Annotated in this window: 18 protein-coding genes and 2 pseudogenes; 17 read left to right on the plus strand and 3 right to left on the minus strand. The window is 59.6% G+C overall.

Annotated features, from left to right (window positions below):
• Positions 1 to 365: 365 nt before the first annotated feature.
• A complete protein-coding gene (locus B0G80_RS42505) occupies positions 366 to 1,289 on the plus strand; it encodes a LysR family transcriptional regulator (RefSeq protein ID WP_116123468.1) in 924 nt (307 codons plus the stop codon).
• Positions 1,290 to 1,341: 52 nt separating this feature from the next.
• Here the strand turns inward: B0G80_RS42505 and B0G80_RS42510 are convergent, their stop codons facing one another.
• Positions 1,342 to 3,423, minus strand: coding sequence for an FUSC family protein (locus B0G80_RS42510; protein WP_258879266.1), 2,082 nt, complete (start codon positions 3,421 to 3,423; stop codon positions 1,342 to 1,344).
• A 359-nt stretch (positions 3,424 to 3,782) separates the two neighbouring features.
• Complete coding sequence (locus B0G80_RS42515; protein WP_116123470.1) at positions 3,783 to 4,091, minus strand: DUF4148 domain-containing protein; 309 nt, start codon at positions 4,089 to 4,091, stop codon at positions 3,783 to 3,785.
• Positions 4,092 to 4,467: 376 nt separating this feature from the next.
• On the opposite strand from B0G80_RS42515, the gene B0G80_RS42520 reads away from it, so the two are divergent.
• Complete coding sequence (locus tag B0G80_RS42520) at positions 4,468 to 5,550, plus strand: FUSC family protein (RefSeq protein ID WP_116123471.1); 1,083 nt, start codon at positions 4,468 to 4,470, stop codon at positions 5,548 to 5,550.
• Between the two features lie 22 nt (positions 5,551 to 5,572).
• On the opposite strand, the gene B0G80_RS42525 is transcribed toward B0G80_RS42520, so the two are convergent.
• Entirely contained in the window at positions 5,573 to 6,484 is a 912-nt protein-coding gene (locus B0G80_RS42525) for a LysR substrate-binding domain-containing protein (protein WP_116123472.1), read from the minus strand.
• Positions 6,485 to 6,602: 118 nt separating this feature from the next.
• On the opposite strand from B0G80_RS42525, the gene B0G80_RS45585 reads away from it, so the two are divergent.
• The 15 genes and pseudogenes from B0G80_RS45585 to B0G80_RS46545 all read left to right on the plus strand — a co-directional run.
• Positions 6,603 to 6,863 carry a hypothetical protein gene (locus B0G80_RS45585; protein WP_147309997.1) on the plus strand — a complete coding sequence of 87 codons (261 nt, stop codon included), beginning with the start codon at positions 6,603 to 6,605 and terminating at the stop codon, positions 6,861 to 6,863.
• 151 nt (positions 6,864 to 7,014) lie between these two features.
• Complete coding sequence (locus tag B0G80_RS42530) at positions 7,015 to 8,691, plus strand: NAD-dependent malic enzyme (protein ID WP_181920186.1); 1,677 nt, start codon at positions 7,015 to 7,017, stop codon at positions 8,689 to 8,691.
• 165 nt (positions 8,692 to 8,856) lie between these two features.
• On the plus strand, positions 8,857 to 9,270 hold the full coding sequence (gene sdhC, locus B0G80_RS42535) for a succinate dehydrogenase, cytochrome b556 subunit (RefSeq protein ID WP_116123474.1): 414 nt from the start codon (positions 8,857 to 8,859) through the stop codon (positions 9,268 to 9,270).
• 2 nt (positions 9,271 to 9,272) lie between these two features.
• Positions 9,273 to 9,641, plus strand: coding sequence for a succinate dehydrogenase, hydrophobic membrane anchor protein (gene sdhD, locus B0G80_RS42540; protein WP_116123475.1), 369 nt, complete (start codon positions 9,273 to 9,275; stop codon positions 9,639 to 9,641).
• A 2-nt stretch (positions 9,642 to 9,643) separates the two neighbouring features.
• On the plus strand, positions 9,644 to 11,419 hold the full coding sequence (gene sdhA, locus B0G80_RS42545) for a succinate dehydrogenase flavoprotein subunit (protein WP_116123476.1): 1,776 nt from the start codon (positions 9,644 to 9,646) through the stop codon (positions 11,417 to 11,419).
• 24 nt (positions 11,420 to 11,443) lie between these two features.
• Complete coding sequence (locus B0G80_RS42550) at positions 11,444 to 12,148, plus strand: succinate dehydrogenase iron-sulfur subunit (RefSeq protein WP_116123477.1); 705 nt, start codon at positions 11,444 to 11,446, stop codon at positions 12,146 to 12,148.
• A 1-nt stretch (position 12,149) separates the two neighbouring features.
• On the plus strand, positions 12,150 to 12,419 hold the full coding sequence (locus tag B0G80_RS42555) for a succinate dehydrogenase assembly factor 2 (RefSeq protein WP_116123478.1): 270 nt from the start codon (positions 12,150 to 12,152) through the stop codon (positions 12,417 to 12,419).
• A 137-nt stretch (positions 12,420 to 12,556) separates the two neighbouring features.
• Complete coding sequence (locus tag B0G80_RS42560) at positions 12,557 to 13,963, plus strand: lyase family protein (protein ID WP_116123954.1); 1,407 nt, start codon at positions 12,557 to 12,559, stop codon at positions 13,961 to 13,963.
• Positions 13,964 to 14,072: 109 nt separating this feature from the next.
• On the plus strand, positions 14,073 to 15,362 hold the full coding sequence (locus B0G80_RS42565; RefSeq protein ID WP_116123479.1) for an NAD(P)/FAD-dependent oxidoreductase: 1,290 nt from the start codon (positions 14,073 to 14,075) through the stop codon (positions 15,360 to 15,362).
• Between the two features lie 13 nt (positions 15,363 to 15,375).
• A complete protein-coding gene (locus B0G80_RS42570) occupies positions 15,376 to 15,837 on the plus strand; it encodes a peptidylprolyl isomerase (protein ID WP_116123480.1) in 462 nt (153 codons plus the stop codon).
• Positions 15,838 to 15,959: 122 nt separating this feature from the next.
• Positions 15,960 to 17,259: pseudogene (gene folC, locus B0G80_RS42575) on the plus strand (bifunctional tetrahydrofolate synthase/dihydrofolate synthase).
• Positions 17,260 to 17,315: 56 nt separating this feature from the next.
• Positions 17,316 to 17,471: a thiamine pyrophosphate-dependent enzyme gene (locus B0G80_RS48365; RefSeq protein ID WP_220377517.1), complete on the plus strand. Its 156-nt coding sequence runs from the start codon at positions 17,316 to 17,318 to the stop codon at positions 17,469 to 17,471.
• 957 nt (positions 17,472 to 18,428) lie between these two features.
• Entirely contained in the window at positions 18,429 to 18,686 is a 258-nt protein-coding gene (locus B0G80_RS46535; RefSeq protein WP_116123481.1) for a transposase, read from the plus strand.
• Positions 18,687 to 18,693: 7 nt separating this feature from the next.
• Positions 18,694 to 18,834: a hypothetical protein gene (locus tag B0G80_RS46540; RefSeq protein WP_220377518.1), complete on the plus strand. Its 141-nt coding sequence runs from the start codon at positions 18,694 to 18,696 to the stop codon at positions 18,832 to 18,834.
• Positions 18,813 to 19,286, plus strand: a pseudogene (locus B0G80_RS46545) (transposase); the annotation flags it as partial. The gene B0G80_RS46540 and the pseudogene B0G80_RS46545, both read left to right, overlap by 22 nt.
• Positions 19,287 to 19,478: the final 192 nt, after the last annotated feature.

Below are 19,478 nucleotides of genomic sequence, written 5' to 3' on the forward strand. Positions count from 1 at the left end.
CGTCGATCAGAGATAACGAATGGTCCAGGTCTGCTGGGCGGTTTGGTAATGGCTTGTGCGAAGTGCAGTCGCAGCCGATTCGGCTCGCTTCAGGAAGAGGTAACGCTGAAGTCGGGATGCGGTAGAAGAAGGCTTACCGTCGAAGAAACAGGCTCGACACCGGCTCAAACCGCCAAGTTCACTCCGATGTCGAACTCCACACGCGCACGGGGCACGGGTGCCGAGCCAGTATGGCACGACCCATTATTCCCGTCGATACCGTTTCGCCATTGACGGGGATTGCCAATGCCGGACACAGGCCGCCCAAAACCCGGCCGGTTTGGCGGGATGGTACGAGGATCGTTCTTTTCAGCTGTGAAGGTATTATGGACACGCTACAAAATATGCGGGTATTCGCCAGGGTCGTCGAAGCGGGCAGTTTCACTGCGGCGGCTCAATCGCTCGACTCGACGACCGGCAGCATGTCTCGCGCGATATCAGATCTCGAAGCCCACCTGCGCACACGCCTGTTGAACCGTTCGACGCGGCGTTTGGCGCTGACACCAGCCGGCGAGCGCTACCTGGAGCGTTGTCGGCAGATCCTAGCCGATCTCGACAACGCAGAGGAGGAGGCGAGCGGCGCGCACGAACGCCCAGCCGGCACGTTGCGGATGTTCAGCTTCGCGAGCATGGGGCAGCACTACGTGTTGCCGGCGATCTCAAGGTACCGTGCCCAGTATCCAGAGGTGACGGTCGAACTCACTCTGTCACAGAGCGCGCCTGATCTGTTCGGAGGAAGCAGCGATGTAGCCGTCATTGCTGCTCCTTCGCTTTCTAACTCGGAGATGGTTTCTCACCTGCTCGGTGCGACTTGCAGCATCCTGTGCGCTTCGCCGCACTACGTGCGTTCGCGGGGCGCACCGGAGAAACCGGGCGATCTGGTGCAGCATGAGTGCCTGATCTTGAACACACCTGCTTTTCCGCCGCACGAATGGTTACTCGAAGGCCCTGGTGGCAGCGAACTGATTGAGGTTCGCGGCCCGTTGCAGGTGAACATCGCCGAATCGCTCGTGGTCGCCATTCGTGAAGGGATGGGTATCGGCATTCTGCCGTTGTATGCCGCCGTCGACGGTCTTCGCGACGGCACACTGGTTCGCGTGCTGCCCCATCACACGTTGCAGAACATGAATATTTACGCGCTCTATCCGTCGCGCAAGTTCATCGATGCGAAGACACGGACGTGGGTCGACTTCCTGCGCACCCATTTGCCAGAAGTCATTGCACGCGACAAAGCACTGCTTGCCGACTGACCGCCGGTGAGCGATAGAGAGGGCCTCCACTCTCGTAAGGCCGGCCTCGCGCTCAGCTCGCGTAAAAGGGTGCATCCCGATCGAGCAGCGCACTTCGGATAAAGTGTAGATAGCTCAGAATCCGCTGCATTCGATGACGTCTTTCGGGATTCTCGCGCAGCGAGTCGCGTAAGGACTGCGCTATCCGGATCGCTGTGTCGACGGATGCCAGCGCATGCGTGAGTCTACTCATGTCGGGGTATTCGAACAGCTCTGCCAGATCGCGCGTGACCGCATCGATCGATGTACGCCATCCCGGTTGCAATCGCGCCGCGTAGGGTACGTCGAGCGCCTCGTTGCGAAGATCGATTGTCGAGTGTCCAACTTCGAGGGTGACGAGCATCCATCGCAACGCATCGCGATGCTGTGCGGAGCGCTTCATCAGGAGCATGCGCAGCTGGAACATCAGGTCGTGTGTGCTCGACTGGAACTGCTGATTGAGTCCGGTGAGCGCTCCCGTGCACGCGGGCACCACTTGTCGCCGTAGATCGCGCTTGATCTTCCCGATCCGCCAATGCATCTCCGTCGGAAAAATCACGGTGAAAACTAGGCAGGAAACGAGCATGCCTGCGACCACCGCGATGCCGTTGTTGATCAGGAGATCTGGCGTATAGACGATCACGTTGTCCGGCCCGGCAAGCAGGCAAAAGAACACACAAAAGCCAACGCCGTAGCCGCTCGTGCCGGGACGCATCGCCAGAAACGCACCGAACGCCAGCAGGGGCGCCAGCGCAACGCACAGCAGCGGAAAGCCGTCGATGTTCGGATATACGTAACACGTGACCAGATAGCCCGCCACGGCTGCAAGTGACGCCCCCGCCGCCATTTGGGAGACGAGCTTTGGCGGGTTCGGCGATACCGAACTGAGGGCGCACGCTATCGCAGCCGCTATTACGGCGAGGCCGCCGCTCGGCCAATCGGTCGCGATCCAGAACGCCCCCATGCCAGCGACGGCCACCGCCGTACGCAAAAACGTGATCGCCACGACGTACACGTTGGTCTTGACGACGTATTTCGTCACCGATCGTTCGAGAACGTGGTTGTGGTCCGCCAGCGACGCGTATGTCTGCGTATAGCGCAGGACTTCAACAACAAAGCGATACAGAAGCTCCATCGTCGTATCGAAGTCGAGCAACGATTCCGGCGCAGACGTCTCAAGCATGCGCCGAGTCTCGCGGACCTGTTGGGGGAGCATTGCCTGGAAGGCACTGAGTTCAGTTGCCGCGCACGCAGCACGCACCTCATCGGTCTTCATCGGACCGTTTTGCCTCGCGAGCAAGCCCGAAAGCTCTCGAAAGTATGGCAACGTCGCTTCAATGACGGGCTTTACCTGCCCCGCATGCATGCGCTTTAACAACTGGTGAAGCGCATGCAGTCGTGTGCACGCGTCCATGAATTCGCTATTGAGTCGCGCAAGCCGTCGGCTTCGGATACGCATGTTCGGATCTTCGAACGAAGCGAAGCCACGCGCCGCTTCGAAGCCCACGATCTCATCGACCAGATCCGCGAACCGAGTTTCGAAAGCGTAGCTTTCAACCCGCTCGCCGAGTACGCTCGCCGCAAAGGCAGAAAAACTGGCATAGCGGGTGCGCAGTTTATATTGCAATGCTGTGCTCGATCGCAGCGGCAGCACCAGCGCGCTGATCGCACCGGAACACAGAATGCCGATCGTCACTTCAGCCGCGCGTGTCATGGCGGCCAGAAACAGACCGTTTGGCTCCATGACCGTTGGGATGCCAATCAGCGCGGCGGTGTACCCTGCGAGCACGAAGCCGTACCACTGAAAATGGCGATACCGGACTGCCGCAGCCGTGCAGGCACCGATCCATAACGTCATCCCAAGCATGTATAGCTCGGGCTGCTGCACAAACAGTCCGCCCAGCACTAACGATGCGATCGTTCCGGCCGCTGTTCCGAGGACCCGGTAGAAGCTTTTGGCCAGGACCATGCCACTCATCGGCTGCATCAGGACGAACACCGTCACCATGGCGGTGCGCGGACTCGGCAGTTCCAGCAGCATTGCGATGCCCATCGCGAGCAAGGCAGCGGTTGCCGTTTTTAAGAGGTGCAGCCAGACAAGACCGTCGCCAACCATCCATTGCCTGGCGACCAGCTTCGTCGCGCGCGCCCAGACCGACAATCGCGCGGATCCGGCCAGGGTTCGCCGCGCCGCTTTCCCGTTGCTCACCAATACGGACCGCTTCGCTTGCATACTAAAAATGAGGCCATTGGACGCGGCGTCGCACTTCGTACCTGAAACCGCCTTACAAGAGGAGCGCAGACCCGGAAGGTATGGGCGAAGCCACCGGGAACCCGGAGGCGGAGGTATTCTGATATTGGCAAAACAGGCCTGCTCTCACGTTTCCTGGCAAGAGCGACCATGTTTCATTCTTCAGGACCGTCGTCACGCGGCGCCCGTAGCGAGTTCAGGACGTACACGCCCGTTTGCTTAACTTAGTGAGCGGTGTAGACCCGGGGCGAATATGTGGACGCCGCAGTGTCAGTTGCACGACCCGACTGCGACGAACCGTCTACTACACCACCTACGGCATTGTTCTGTGCGGCAACCTTAGCTTCAGCAGCCTGGATGTCCGCGGGATAAGTCGTGTTGTCACCATCGCCCGGTTGATAACCAGCCTTCTCCAGCTGGATGAGTTCCGCGCGCACCTGTGCACGCGTGAGAGGCGCGTTCGATTGGGCGAACACGGCAACCGGAGCAGCAATGGCAGCGGCGACAACAACGGCTTGAATCAGGGACTTCATGGTGACTACCTCCAGACTTTGTCTTGACCTTCTACGAACAGCCCTGTTCGTAATCAATGACGACAGTCTAGGTAAATGGGCGCTCAAGATTAAGAGCGATGTCTGGAGAGGATCGTTGTCGAATTCGGGTTAACCCAGGTATCGCGGATAGTTCCGCCCCTGACATCACACGGGCGCCGCGCTAGCTAGCAACGGTCCCTCAAAGGCGGTGTTATTCAAAAATAGATATGGAAATCGCTGCAACGCGTGTATTGCATGCATGATGACCGAAACCGATACTGCGTTGGTAGCGCCGCCGTTGGGAACTGTGGCCGGGCAAGCCCAGCTTCTCAGGCGCGCGTAAAGGAGTTCCATAACAACGACCCGCGTCGATCCGATGCTGGCCATCAGAAGAGTCGTCAATGGACGCAGAGTTGCCACTTATATGTTCAACGGTTTAATCAACAACAGAATGCTGTTGCGCGGTGCCATGTTGCTTGCGCCGGTTTTCATCATGGGGCTCATAACAGGGAACCCGATCTGGTTCCGGGTGGAGATCGTCACGGTGTCGGTCTTCATTGCAGCGGAGCGCTCACGCCTCGCTCCCCTTGGCGTGCTGTTGCACACGCTCGTAGTAGGATGCTGCTTTCTCACCATGACCGCATCGCTTGGGAAGCCGGCAACGTTCGTGATCGCGTCGGTGCTGCTTGCAATCGCATGCGTGGCCATCACCGATGCCGGTGTCGGAATGCGCTGGACCGGCACCTTCACTTTCATACCCGTTCTCTACCTCGCCTGTGCAACCGCTGACGGCGCTAACGGGCATCAATTGGCGCAGACCGGTTTGAAGGTACTGCCGTATCTCTTTTGCTCAGCGCTTCCAGTCGTATTTGCCTCGTATGCATCGTATCTTTGGAAGAAGTTGGTGTGCATGGCGGGTGGCGATGGATGGCGCGCTCTGCGGCAGGTCGCTGAACCACCGGCACCAGGCTGTTTTGAAGGCATTGTTGCCGCGGCCCTCGCCGTCGGCGTGGCTGCTTCGCTCGCCGGGTGGCACGGTATCCACTACGCGCAGTGGCTGGTCTGGTCGGCTGCGAGTGTCGTTACCGGCGATGTCGGGTCAGCCCGCACCAAGTGGAGAGACCGGATGGTGGGTGCGTTCGTCGGGGTTCCTGCAGGCATGCTGGTCGGAATCTTTATGCCGCACACGCCGGTGCTAATCGACGCATTGACGGCTGCAATGGTGTTGACGCTTGTTGCGTTCAACCGGTACGTGGTTGCCTTCGGTGCGAGATGCGCGTTACATGCGGTTGCAATCATCGTCGCGGGTCATGCTGTTTTCACAGCTGACTACCGGGCGATAGACGTCGCTATCGGCAGCGTGATCGGCATCGTCTTCGTATTGGGAACCAATCTGGTTGCGCGCTCCCTTAGAGGGAACCGTCCAGGCGGGGTGCTCCCGCCTCCGCGTATTGACTGATATCTAATGAGGCCAGTCCGATTCACCGCTGCTTCTTTCGCCAGTCCCGGGCCATCTCGCGGGCGACCGCCAGAAAGAGGCGCACGACCGGCGACGGATTATGGCGTCGCCATGCGAGGCTGATCGGAGCTTTGGGTGCACTCCCCGCAATCGGCAGGTACACCACTTCGCCGGTCTGTATCTGAGTCGTCGAGCTTGGAACAATTGAAACGCCGAATCCGGCACCAACCAGCGGCGCGATGGAAACGATCTGCGGCGCCTCCTGCCCAAGTCTCGGAAGAAATCCGGCACGTTGACAAGCTGATGTGATCGCGTCATACAGACCCGCGCCGATTGCGCGCGGGAATAGGAGGAATGTTTCCTCCGCAAGCGCGGACAGTGATACTGGCGCGCCAGCTCGCGCGAGCGGATGGCTATGCGGCAGCACCACCACCATGTCCTCTCTTATCAGCAACTCAACCTCCAGTTCGTCGGCCGTCTCGATCGGTGGCCGGATGAATGCTGCATCGACGCGTCCTTCCACGAGTCCCTCCACCAGTGATGGCGTATTGCTTTGTTCCGGCGACAGCACGACATCGGGACGCCTTGTACGGTACTCGCGAATGATCGCCGGCACCAGCGGCTGGAAGTAGGTCGCGCCTGCAAACCCGACGCGCAAGTGTCCTATGTCGCCGCGGGATAGCTTCTGCACGTCCGCACACGTGCGATCTACCAGAGCGAGGATATGACGTGCATTGTCTAGCAAAAGCGCGCCTGCCTCGGTCAGCTCGACGCCTCGCGACAAACGGCGAAAAAGGGTGGCGCCAATCTCGCGCTCCAGCCGCTGGATTTGCAGGCTCAAAGGCGGCTGCCCGATGCCCAGACGTTCAGCGGCCCGGGTGAAGTGCAGCTCCTCAGCCACCACAACGAAATACTTCAGATGTCTAAGCTCCATCGAGCACACACCTCAGTTATATACCAAAAGATATTGAAATCGCCACTTCCAATATATTGGACTATCCACTGGATCGCAAGATACTACTAACCGAATCATTCAACGGTCCGACGACATCATGGCGAACTCCACGGTAGCCAAAGTCAGGGAAAAGACCCTGAAACAAGCCGGCATCAATGGTACCTGCGGTGCAAATGCTGACACCTGCAACCGTGTGCGCGGAGTGCCCAGCCTCGTGGACGTTTACCAATCCACCTGCGACCCGGTCTACGTGCGGGAGAGCCGCACCGGTGTCACTGAGTTCACCATGCGCGCGTCTCCGTCAGGGTGGTTCATCGGCTCGTGCCTGAGGCAATGGGCCGGCGGCGAGACGTCTTGACCGCGTTGCGCCGCGATAGTGAAAAGCGTGCGGCAAATCGCGATAGTTGGCCTTGCTGCGGAACAACGCTTGCCACTTCTATAAACGTTAGCTGCGGCCGCTTCGTGGGTCGACGGCATCTCAACTTCTGTAATTGCAAGGACGCTAAACAATGACTTTGTCCATGTCCCCTGAACCGGCGGAAACCCGCGTCACTCGCATACCCTCGGATTTGCGCGGCGCGGCACTGTTGCGAAACCCGCATGGAAACAAGTTCACCGCCTTTACCGCATCCGAGCGCGAAGAGTTGGGGCTTACGGGTCTTCTGCCTGAGCAGGTGGAAACGGAGGACGCACAGATTCAGCGCGTTCTGCGACAGATCGATCTGAAAACCAGCGATCTCGAGCGATACATCTTCCTGTCGTCGTTGCTCGATACGAATGAGACGTTGTATTACCGGGTGTTGATGTCGGACCCTGCGCGCTTTATCCCTTTGGTCTATACGCCTACGGTGGGCGAAGCCTGCGAGAACTTCGGCCACATCCTGCGCCGTCCGCGCGGTTTGTACCTGTCTATCAATCGCAAGGAGAGACTCAAGGAGATCCTGCGCAACTGGTCCGAGCCGGATGTTCGATTTATCGTCGTCACTGACGGCGAACGCATTCTGGGTCTGGGCGATCTTGGGGTGAACGGTATGGGCATCCCGGTCGGCAAACTCGCGCTTTATACCGCGTGCGCTGGCGTTCCTCCTCAACTGACATTGCCGATCACGCTGGACGTAGGTACCAACAACGAGAGCCTGCTTGCCGACCCGCTTTACCTGGGCCTGCGCCAGCGTCGCGTGACTGGTGCCGAGTATGACGAGTTTGTCGAAGCGTTCGTCGCCGCGGTCCAGGAGGTATTTCCGCGTGCGTGCATCCAGTTCGAGGACTTTGCGTTCGCCCACGCCGCACCGATCCTGGCGCGCTATCGCGACCGTGCGTGCTGCTTCAACGACGACATCCAGGGCACCGCGGGCGTCGCACTTGCCGGCGTCCTGGCTGCGCTGCGCGTAACCGGTGGTTCGCTTGCGAACCAGCGCTTCCTGTTCCTGGGCGGCGGCACTGCGGGCTCGGGCATTGCCGGCCTGCTTGCCAGGGCAATGATGCAGGCAGGTGTGCCTGAGAGGGAGGCGTTTGGTGCAAGCTTTCTGTTCGACAAGAGTGGCTTGATCCATGCAGGACGTACTGACCTGGCAGACTTCCAGAAGCCATTCGCTCACGACCATGAACCGATTGACGACTTCGTCACCGCGATCGAGACGCTGCGTCCAACGGCCATTATCGGCGTAAGCACGGCAGGCAAGGCATTCAGCCAGCCGGTTATTGAAGCGATGGCGCGCGTCAACGAACGCCCAATCATCTTCCCGCTTTCCAACCCGACGTCGCATTCAGAATGCACGGCGGAAGAAGCGTACCTCTGGTCTGAAGGACGCGCGGTATTCGCAAGCGGCAGTCCGTTTGGACCGGTGCATTTCAATGGCCAGACTTTCACGCCGGGTCAGGGCAACAATGTCTACATCTTCCCGGCTCTGGGTATGGCCATTTATGCCACCGAGGCGCGACGGGTCACGGACGAGATGCTGGTGACCGCCGCTCGGGCGCTTTCGAAACAGGTGACCCAAGCCGATCTCGACAAGGGACTGATTTACCCGCCGCAATCGCGCATCTTCGAGACGTCACTGGCAGTAGCGCGCGAGGTAGCCAGCTTCATATTCGACCAGGGGCTCGCTGGCGTCGCTCGTCCCGACGACCTTGACGCGTTCATCGAGGCCAAGGTGTATCGCCCCGCTTACGCGTCGGCAGATTAAGCATTAAAGGGTCTGTGACGTTGCACGCGCTTCCGCGCCTCGCTATGGCTCGCACCGACTGCGAGCCTGCAGCGAAGGAGCGGAGATGCGCGTGCCACCAACGCCATTACATGAACAGAGTGTTGCATCGCGGATGGGTGCAACCATGACTGGAGATCAGCATGGCTGAAGCCGCAAAAAAAACCGAGACCGGAATTTCGGAACATCGGTATCGGGCAGATATTGACCGCATATCGTCTCCCTCTCGCGGGGCGTGTGTCGATTCTCCATCGCGTGAGCGGTGGGCTGCTGTTTATCTGTCTTCCGTTCCTGCTGTACCTCTTCGAGCAAAGCCTTAGTTCAGATCTGAGCTTTGAAACATTCAAGGTCTTTCTCGCCAACATCGTCGTGAAACTCATCACGCTCGTACTGGCGTGGGCCTACATGTTTCACTTCTGCGCCGGCGTCCGTCACCTTCGGATGGATACCAATCACAACGCGGTCTCAAAGGCAAAAAGTAAGGGAACGTCTGTCGTGGTACTCGTCGTCTCGACACTACTCACCATTGCCTTTGCGGCAAAGCTTTTCGGAGTTTTCTAAAAATGGCAGCTCATAACCGAATTGGCCCGAAGCGTCTCGTCGTCGGCGCGCACTACGGTCTGCGCGACTGGCTCGCCCAGCGCATCACGGCGACCATCATGGCGGTCTACACGGTGATCCTGCTCGGGTGGTTCTTCGGCGCACAGGAATTTTCGTATGACGGCTGGGCGTCGATCTTCGCAGCGCAATGGATGAAACTCGCCACGTTTGTGACCCTGCTGTCCCTGTTTTACCACGCGTGGGTAGGTATCCGCGACATCTGGATGGACTACGTGAAGCCCGTTGGCATCCGCCTGTTGCTTCAAGCGCTGACGATTGTCTGGCTGCTGGCGTGTGCCGGCTACGCCGCGCAAATTCTCTGGAGAGTATGAAGATGGCTGCAATCAAGAATTCTCTGCCGCGCCGCAAGTTTGACGTGGTGATCGTCGGCGCAGGCGGCTCGGGAATGCGCGCTTCGCTGCAACTCGCGCGCGCCGGTCTGTCGGTCTGCGTGCTGTCCAAGGTGTTCCCGACGCGTTCGCACACGGTCGCTGCTCAAGGCGGCATCGGCGCTTCGCTTGGCAACATGAGCGAAGACAACTGGCACTATCACTTCTACGACACGATCAAAGGCTCCGACTGGCTCGGCGACCAGGATGCGATCGAGTTCATGTGCCGCGAAGCACCGCACGCCGTCTACGAACTGGAACACATGGGCATGCCGTTCGACCGCAATGCGGACGGCACGATCTATCAGCGTCCGTTCGGCGGCCACACCGCGAACTACGGCGAAAAGCCGGTGCAACGCGCCTGCGCGGCGGCTGACCGTACCGGTCACGCGCTGCTGCACACGCTGTACCAGCAGAACGTTGCAGCGAAGACGCAGTTCTTCGTCGAATGGATGGCGCTGGATCTGATCCGCGACGCCGAAGGCGACGTGCTCGGCGTGACCGCGCTGGAAATGGAAACCGGCGACGTCTACATTCTCGAAGGCAAGACCACGCTGTTCGCCACGGGCGGCGCAGGCCGGATCTTCGCGGCGTCGACCAACGCGTTCATCAACACCGGTGACGGCCTGGGCATGGCTGCGCGTGCCGGATTTGCCTTGCAGGACATGGAATTCTGGCAATTCCACCCCACCGGCGTGGCCGGTGCGGGCGTGCTGATTACCGAAGGCGTGCGTGGCGAAGGCGGCATTCTGCGCAACGCAAACGGCGATCGCTTCATGGAACGTTATGCACCCACGCTGAAGGATCTGGCGCCGCGTGACTTCGTTTCGCGTTCGATGGGCCAGGAAATCATTGAAGGTCGGGGCGTGGGTCCGAACAAGGATCACATCCTGCTCGACCTGTCGCACATCGGCGCTGAGACCATCACGAAGCGTTTGCCGTCGATCCGGGAGATCGCACTGAGATTCGCGAACGTCGACTGTATCAAGGAACCGATCCCGGTTGTGCCGACCATCCACTACCAGATGGGGGGTATTTCTACGAACATCCATGGCCAGGTGGTGGGCACGTCGAAGGGACACGAAGTGCCGGTCAACGGTTTCTACGCAGTGGGCGAATGCTCGTGCGTGTCGGTGCACGGCGCGAACCGCCTCGGCACGAACTCGCTGCTCGACCTGGTGGTGTTCGGCCGCGCAGCCGGCAACCACATCGTCAAGCACGTGAAGGAAATCAAGGATCACAAGCCACTGCCGGCTGATGCTGCCGATTTTGCGCTGTCGCGTCTCAACAAGCTGGACGAGTCCTCGTCGGGCGAATACACGCAGGCGATCGCAGGCGACATCCGCTCGACGATGCAAAAGCATGCGGGCGTATTCCGCACGCAGAAGTTGATGGACGAAGGCGTCAAGCAACTTGCGCAGCTAAAGGAACGCGTCACCCACGTTCATCTGAAGGACAAGTCCAAGGTGTTTAACACGGCACGTGTCGAAGCGCTTGAGCTCGCGAACATGATCGAGGTAGCGCGCGCCACCATGGCGTCGGCCTCGGCGCGCAAGGAGAGCCGTGGCGCGCATGCACCGGGCGACTACAAGGAGCGGGATGACAAGAACTGGCTGCGCCACACGCTGTGGTTCAGCGAGGGCGACCGCCTCGACTACAAGCCGGTTCACATGAAACCGCTGACCGTCGACTCGGTACCGCCGAAACCGCGCACCTTTTAACGCACACGTCAAAGGAGTTCTGAAATGGCAAAGCGTACTTTTGATATTTACCGCTACGACCCGGATAAGGACGAAGCGCCACGCATGCAGACGTACGAGATCGAGATCGACTCGCACGAACGCATGCTGCTCGATGCGATCGTCAAACTGAAGGCGGTGGATGAAACCCTGTCGTTCCGCCGTTCGTGCCGCGAAGGCGTATGCGGTTCGGACGCAATGAACATCAACGGCAAGAACGGTCTGGCATGCCTGACGAACCTGAACGACCTGCCGCAGAAGATCGTGCTGCGTCCGTTGCCCGGACTGCCCGTGGTGCGCGACCTGATCGTCGACATGACGCACTTCTTCAACCAGTACAACTCGATCAAACCGTACCTGATCAACGATACGCCGCCACCCGAAAAGGAACGCCTGCAGTCACCGGAACAGCGTGACGAACTCGACGGCCTGTATGAATGCATTCTGTGCGCAAGCTGCTCGACGTCGTGTCCGAGCTTCTGGTGGAATCCGGACAAGTTCGTCGGCCCGGCGGGTCTGCTGCAAGCCTATCGCTTCATCGCGGATAGCCGCGACGAAGCGACGGGTGAGCGTCTGGACAACCTGGAAGACCCGTACCGTCTGTTCCGTTGCCATACGATCATGAACTGCGTCGATGTGTGCCCGAAGGGCCTTAACCCGACGAAAGCGATCGGCAAGATCAAGGAATTGATGGTTCGGCGGGCGGTCTGAAATGAGCACGGCACATCAGTCGGACCCGCTGCGCCGTGGGCGTCTTCGCTGGCGCGCTCGACGTGGCCTGCTCGAAAACGACCTGTTCTTCGAGCGTTTCTTCGATAAATACGAGCATGACCTCAGCGACGCCGACGTGGGTGCAATTACGCGCCTTCTCGAACTAAGCGATAACGACCTGATGGACTTGCTGCTTGCGTGCAAGGAACCGGAGGGTGAGCTTGCCGATCCCGAGCTCATTCGGGTACTGACACTGCTGCGGGCAATCTGAGTGTATGCGCGTCGCGTTCGCGCGAAGGCGTCTGTTGGGTGAGGCGCTGCAGATTGCCGTGACACCCAGCTTCGACAGCACGCCCGATGGCGTCACGCGCATGGCGTGAGGACAAAATGAAAGAAAGGATGATTACGATGGACAACGTTCGCATCGAGGCCGACAGCCTCGGAGAAATCCGTGTTCCCGCGGACAGACTGTGGGGCGCCCAAACCCAACGTTCGCTCGAGCATTTCAGTATCGGCCGTGACCTGATGCCACGCGAAATGATTACGGCTTATGCGTACCTCAAGAAGGCATCGGCTAATGCAAACTACGCCGGAAGACGTCTCGACGATCTATCCCATAGGCTGATCACACAGGTTTGCGACGAGATCCTCGGCGGCCAGTATCACGATATGTTCCCCTTGCACGTCTGGATGACCGGCAGCGGAACGCAGTTCAACATGAACGTCAACGAGGTGATCTCCAACCGCTGCTGCCAGCTCGCCGGCACGCCGCTCGGCGCCAAGACACCGGTCCACCCGAACGATCAGGTCAACATGTCACAGTCGTCGAACGACTCGTTTCCTTCAGCGATGTACATTGCCGCTGCTGTCAATACGACGCAACGTCTGATTCCAGCGGTCAAGGCATTGCATGACGCGATCGCAGAGAAGGCTGTGGAGTGGGACGGTATTGTCAAGATTGGCCGCACCCATATGCAGGACGCGACACCACTTACGCTTGGTCAGGAGTGGTCGGGCTACGCCGGGCTGCTTGCCGATAATCTGGCGCGAATTGACGACGCGCTAAAAGGCGTGTACTGCCTGGCGTTGGGCGGCACGGCGGTCGGAACCGGAATCAATGCGGCGCCGGGCTTTGCAGAAGCGGCCGCCGCGGAAATTGCCCACCTGACAGACCTTCCGTTTGTGAGTGCGCCCAACAAATTTACAGTGCAGGGCAGCCATGATGCACTGGTACAACTCTCCGGTACGCTCCGTTCGCTGGCGGTTTCCCTCTACAAGATTGCCAATGATATTCGCCTGATGTCATGCGGTCCGCGCGCGGGATTCGCCGAGCTGATTCTCCCTGAAAACGAGCCCGGTTCATCCATCATGCCAGGCAAGGTCAATCCGACCCAGGTCGAGGCGCTGACGATGCTCGCCGTGCAGGTTATGGCGAACGACGTCGCAGTCGGTTTTGGCGGTGCTGGCGGCTATCTCGAGATGAACGTCTACAAGCCGCTCATCATCTTCAATCTGATGCAGTCGATCACGCTGATGACCGACGGCTGCACGAACTTCCGGCGCTTCCTGGTGGAAGGTACGAGGCCGAACCTGAAGAAGATCAAGGAGGATGTCGGCCGCTCGCTGATGCTGGTCACGGCGCTGGTACCGGTAATCGGCTATGACCACGCCTCGGCCATCGCGCACCATGCCATGCATCACGATCTGACGCTGAGGGCGGCCGCGCTCGAGCTCGGCTTTGTTGATGAAGAGACCTTCGACCGCGTCGTGGATCCGACCAAAATGGTCAGACCTTATGTCGCCAAGGCAGATTGACATGAGAGTCGGCGGGCCGGCAGCGTATTGGACACACGAGGCATGGTGGGTCCAATGTTGCGACCGCGGTACGCCGGCATCCTTAACTTATCACTCGTAGAGAGAAATCATGTCCCAGCCGGTTCGGATTGTCATCGCGGGTGGCGGCATTGCCGGGATTCTGCTTGCAACGAAGCTCGGCGACCAGTTGGGCCGCAGTGGGCGCGCCGCTGTCACGCTGATCGACAGTAGCCCTACGCACATCTGGAAGCCGATGCTGCACACGATTGCCGCGGGCACGCGTGACGTTCAGCAGCAGCAGGTTGTCTATCTCGCGCATGCACGCGAGCATGGCTTGACTTATCTGCCCGGCGAAGTACGAGGATTGGACCGCGAGCGTCGCCGTGTCGAACTCGGCGAGGTCCGGACGCCGGAAGGCGCGGTGATTCTCGATTCCCGTACCGTCGAATACGACGTGCTGGTGATGTCACTCGGCAGCCGGGCCAATGACTTCGGTATGCCGGGTGTGAAAGCCCATTGTCACTTCATTGACAGCCAGAAGCAGGCGGAGAACTTCAACGTCGTACTGCGCAACCACATCCTTCGCAGCGTCGCGAAGGACGAAGCGCTCCGTGTGGCGGTGGTCGGCGCGGGTGCTACGGGCGTGGAGTTATCTGCTGAGCTAAGCCGCCTGCTAGAAATCGGATCGCGTTATGGCGATCCATCCATGCGCAGCCGGCTGTCCCTGACGCTGCTCGAAGCCGGTCCGCGCGTGCTGCCGGCTTTCCCGCCACAGATTTCCGATTCAAGCCAGCAGCAGCTCGAACGTATCGGCTTTCGAGTGATGACCTCGACGCAAGTGTCGTCGGCCGATGCCCGTGGTTTTCATCACAAGGGCTCGCTTGTCGAGGCGGACCTGATGGTCTGGGCTGCGGGCGTCAAGGCGCCAGACTTTATGAGCAACCTCGCGGGCCTGGCGACGAATCGTTCAAGTCAATTGATCGTCGACACGACGTTGCAGACGACGCGCGACGACCATGTATTCGCCATAGGTGATTGCGCGAGCCTCACGCCCGAAGGCCATGAACGTCCGCTGCCCCCGACCGCGCAAGTCGCGACGCAACAGGCGGAACATCTCGCGCGCCATTTGCCGCGCTGGCTGGAGGGAAAACCGCTGCCGGAATTCGTATTTCGCGACTTCGGTTCACTGGTGTCGCTGAGCGACTACAACGCATTCGGCACGCTAGGGCATCTTGGTTTCTTCAAGGGCGGCATCATTCGCGGACGCGCGGCGCAACTGGGGCACGCGTGGCTGTATCGCAGGCATCAGCATGCATTGCACGGCTTCGGCAAAGCGACGCTGCTGTGGACCGCGGAGCAGATCAACGGCCTTGTGCAGCCGAAAGTTCGTCTTACTTGATTGGATAATACACGTGAGCATCCTCAGTATCTCCGAAGTGAAACCCGGTTCACACGTCACGCTTCATTACCGGCTTGCGCTGGCCGATGGCGCCGAAGTCATCAATACCTTCAGCGGGAAGCCCGCTACGCTGCTGTTGGGCGCGGGCCAACTTGCACCGCCGCTGGAAGACATTTTGCTGGGATTGAAGGTCGGTCAGCATTCGACTTTTCAGTTAGCGCCGGGACAGGCATTTGGCCCGCGCAATCCAGACCTGATCCAGCGCGTATCGCTCGCCACGCTGCGTCAAAACAGCATGATCGGCGAGGATTTTTCCCCGGGAGATCTCGTCGAGTTCAACTCGCCGGGGGGCAGACGATACGCAGGTGTGCTGACGGAAGTCGGCGAGACGTCCGCCCTGTTCGATTTCAATCATCCGCTCGCCGGCCAGTCGCTGGCGTTCGAGGTGGAAATGCTCGGGATTCTGCAGGGGTAAGGGCCGCAACTGCCTTCATGATCGTATCGTCAGATACGGCTCCCCCCATCGTTGTATAGACGCATTGACTCCAGGCTGCGTCTGGCCTTCGCACCCTTCGCGTTCGATCACCGGTAAAAAAAATGACCAGTTTCTCTACCCTTGACGCATGGCTTGCGCATCTCGAATCCGCGCAGGCGGTTGGCAATGACATGGATTTGACCCGCATCGACCGGGTGAAGAACGCCCTTGGCCTTTCGTTCGATTGCGCGGTGCTCACGGTCAGCGGCACGAACGGCAAGGGCTCGACTTGTGCGATTCTCGAAACGATTCTGCTGCGCGCAGGGTATCGCGTGGGCTGTTATACGTCACCGCATCTGCTCGCGTTTAACGAGCGGGCGCGCGTGAACGGTGCCGACGCAAGCGATGCCGACTTGCTTGAACATTTCGAGGCAGTGGAGCATGCGCGCGCAAGCCTGGTCGAACCGGTGTCGCTGACCTATTTCGAATTCACAACATTGGCGATCCTGCGGCTTTTCGCCTTGAGCGGGCTGGACGCCGTGATCCTCGAGGCGGGAATGGGCGGCCGGCTGGATGCGGTCAATATCGTCGATGCGGATTGTGCGATCGTGACGAGCATCGATATCGATCACACCGATTATCTCGGCGATACGCGCGAAAAGATCGGTGGCGAGAAGGCCGGCATTTTCCGCGAGGGGAAGCCCGCTATATGCGGTGATCCGACTCCGCCGCAGAGCGTGATCGATTATGCGCAAGCGATCGGCGCAGACATATGGCTGGCCGGCCGCGATTTCCGATACACGGCGCAGGCGGGCAACGAGCGTCAGCAGTGGAGCCACGTGGGACGGTCGCAGCGGCGCGCCGCGCTCGCGTATCCCGCGCTGCGCGGCGCCAATCAGCTGATCAATACCTCGGCTGCGCTGGCTGCGCTCGAAGCATTGCGCGAGCGCATTCCAGTATCGGCGCAGGACATTCGATTGGGTCTTGCGAACGTCGAGTTGGCGGGCCGGTTCCAGGTGCTGCCGGGCAAGCCGCAGCGTCGCGCACAACCCGCACGCCGCCGCTGTTCTCGCGCAAAACCTCGGCAACATGGGCTACTTTCCGTATACCTACGCGATATTCGGCGCGATGAGCGACAGGGACATCCAGGGCGTCACTAATCAATTGAAGGGCGAAATCGACCATTGGAACGTGACAGACTTGCCGACGCCGCACGCGACCTCAGCCAGTGCGCTCGAATCGGCGCTGCGCGCCGCCGGCGTCAGGGACGGCCCCGACAGCAGTGTCACACAGTTCGAGTCGCCTGCCGAAGCGTTTCAAGACGCATTGAAGCGAGCGTCTGAAGGCGACCGAATTTTAGTTTTTGGCAGTTTCAGTACCGTGGCGGGCGTAGTGGCCTACCGTCAATCACAGCGTCATTGAAACAGGCGGCGAGACTTTATCCCCATTAGGGCAGTGAGACAGACTCGCGCGTCACGGTGTGGGAGGAACGCGCGAGCCGTTCGGGTGTCCAGTTCGGATCGATCGATTTCAAGGCCTATGCGGAGTCGTACGGTGCAGCCGGGTTTGCGGTCAGATCCGCAGACGAACTGCGTTCGACGTTGCGTCAGGCGATGGAGGCTGAGCGGTCCTAGACCACGAGGCGTAAAGCGAAGCCGAAGGTCCTGCGGTTGATGCCGTCCCGGTCGACTATTCCGATAACTCCAAGCTAATGGGGCCGCTGCGTGCGGATTACCTGATTTAACGCACCGGCAACGCGGCAGAGAGGAGCGGACCCTACGCTGCCGCCGATCTACGTACCCGTTTCATCGGTCTTCGGGACCTAAGAGGAGGACCTCATGGGGGAGAGATGTTCAAGTGGCATTTTGTTTCGACTAACTCAACCGGCCTGCGCCGGTCGCGACGACGAAGCGCTGTGGCACGGCAATCGTGCGGGTCAATCCGACCGCCTTGCATGCGACGTCGGCTCGCCGCTTGCTGCCGCTTCAAAAGATTCGCCTGCACGCATGCTAAGCGCACATGAAGTCGCCGCGCTCCTGCTGCTAGCCTACACTTCGGTCGAAGCGTCTGCAGCGACGCCTGACGTCTTCGCATTGAAGGATTGGGGGTTGGCAAGCGTTACCCAGTGTACCGAAGGCAATCGGATCGTACTCACGGCACGCGGTCGGGCGGTACTTCGAAGGCTTAAGGCATAGGTCGTCCCTGAACGCCACAGGCGAGCCTTAAGCGGACCGACCCTGTTTAGTTTGAAGGCAAGGGCGCAAGAGGCCGAGCTTCCCTTCCTCAAAGCGACGTTCATGTTTCGCGGGTGCGTAAGTCTGCATCGGCGGATCTGGCATTCAGTGGGATCGGGACCAACACGGCGCGGTGTGAGAGCGATACCGGAACAATCCTTTTCATTTCGGGGCGTGCGTATATGCCTCACGCTTTCCACGTGCATGTGCGTACCGTGAAGGCCGGCATCGATGTGATTATGAACAACTCGTTGCTAGTTTTTCGAGGTCATCGAATTTGTCTGAGAGCCGCGTCAGGACGGGATTTCTGATGGGTGAAGCGAGATCGGATAGAGTCCAGATTTCTGGACGCGGAGAATGAACGGGAAGCCGTGCTGGCAAGTAATTCCAACGAAATTGAGCCTGGAGCAGTTCGAGGAGTTTGTCTTGCCGCATCTGAGCCGGGGCCGGCGCGGACCGCCTCCGACGCTGGCCTTGCACAAGAACTTCAACTACATCCTGGAAGTGCTGTACATGGGTTGTCAATGGAAGATGTTGCCGATCGAAAGGGATGCCATAGGTCGTCCCGAAATCCACTACGCGCATATCTACCGCGCGATGCGCCGCTGGCTGTGATGGTTGCATGGATGCCATCTTTGCGGGTTCGGTGAGTAAGCTGCACGATGACAGGCTGCTTGATCTGACGGTCATTCATGGCGATGGCACGACGACGGCGGCGAAAAAAAAGGCGACAACCTCGGGTACAGCGGCCACAAACATCTGAAAGGCGACAAGGTGGTGGCCCTGTGCGATCGCCACTGCAACGTCATCGCGCCGTTCATCACTGCGCCGGGCAACCGTAACGAATCGCCCCTGCTGCGCGACGCGCTGCCCCGGCTCAGCCAGATAGCGCGCGCCATCGGCATGGACCTGCAAGGAGCGATCGTCAGTCTGGACGGCGTCTACGACTGCCGGCCCAACCGTCGTGCGATTTTCAATCGCGTCATGGTTCCCAACATCCCGGAAAACCTGCGCGGGCGTAAAACGCCGAAGCGGGGCCGCAAGCAGCGCTTTGATCCGGCCATCTTCGAGGAACGCATCAGGACCATCGAGCGCGTCTTCGCCTGGGAGGACAAATTTCGCCGTCTGCTGCTGCGCTTTGAGCGCATCAGTGAGGCGCACTACGCGCTCAAAACGCTCGCCTATACGATGATCAACCTGCGCCACTACTGCTAGGCTTCATCGCAAGGTACGCAGTTCATCAAAGGCGCGGTGCGCCATGAACAATCACGCCATTTAGGTTCGCATCCCCGATAATATTGCAATGCTGAACACACTGATAGCCGCTATTTCTCGCAACTATCCATCATGCTTCGAAGATTTGTGAATGCCATCAGCATTCTGCGAGCCGCCCATCCGCGAAACTAG

The organism is Paraburkholderia sp. BL6669N2 (genome assembly GCF_003387275.1).
GTDB lineage: Bacteria > Pseudomonadota > Gammaproteobacteria > Burkholderiales > Burkholderiaceae > Paraburkholderia.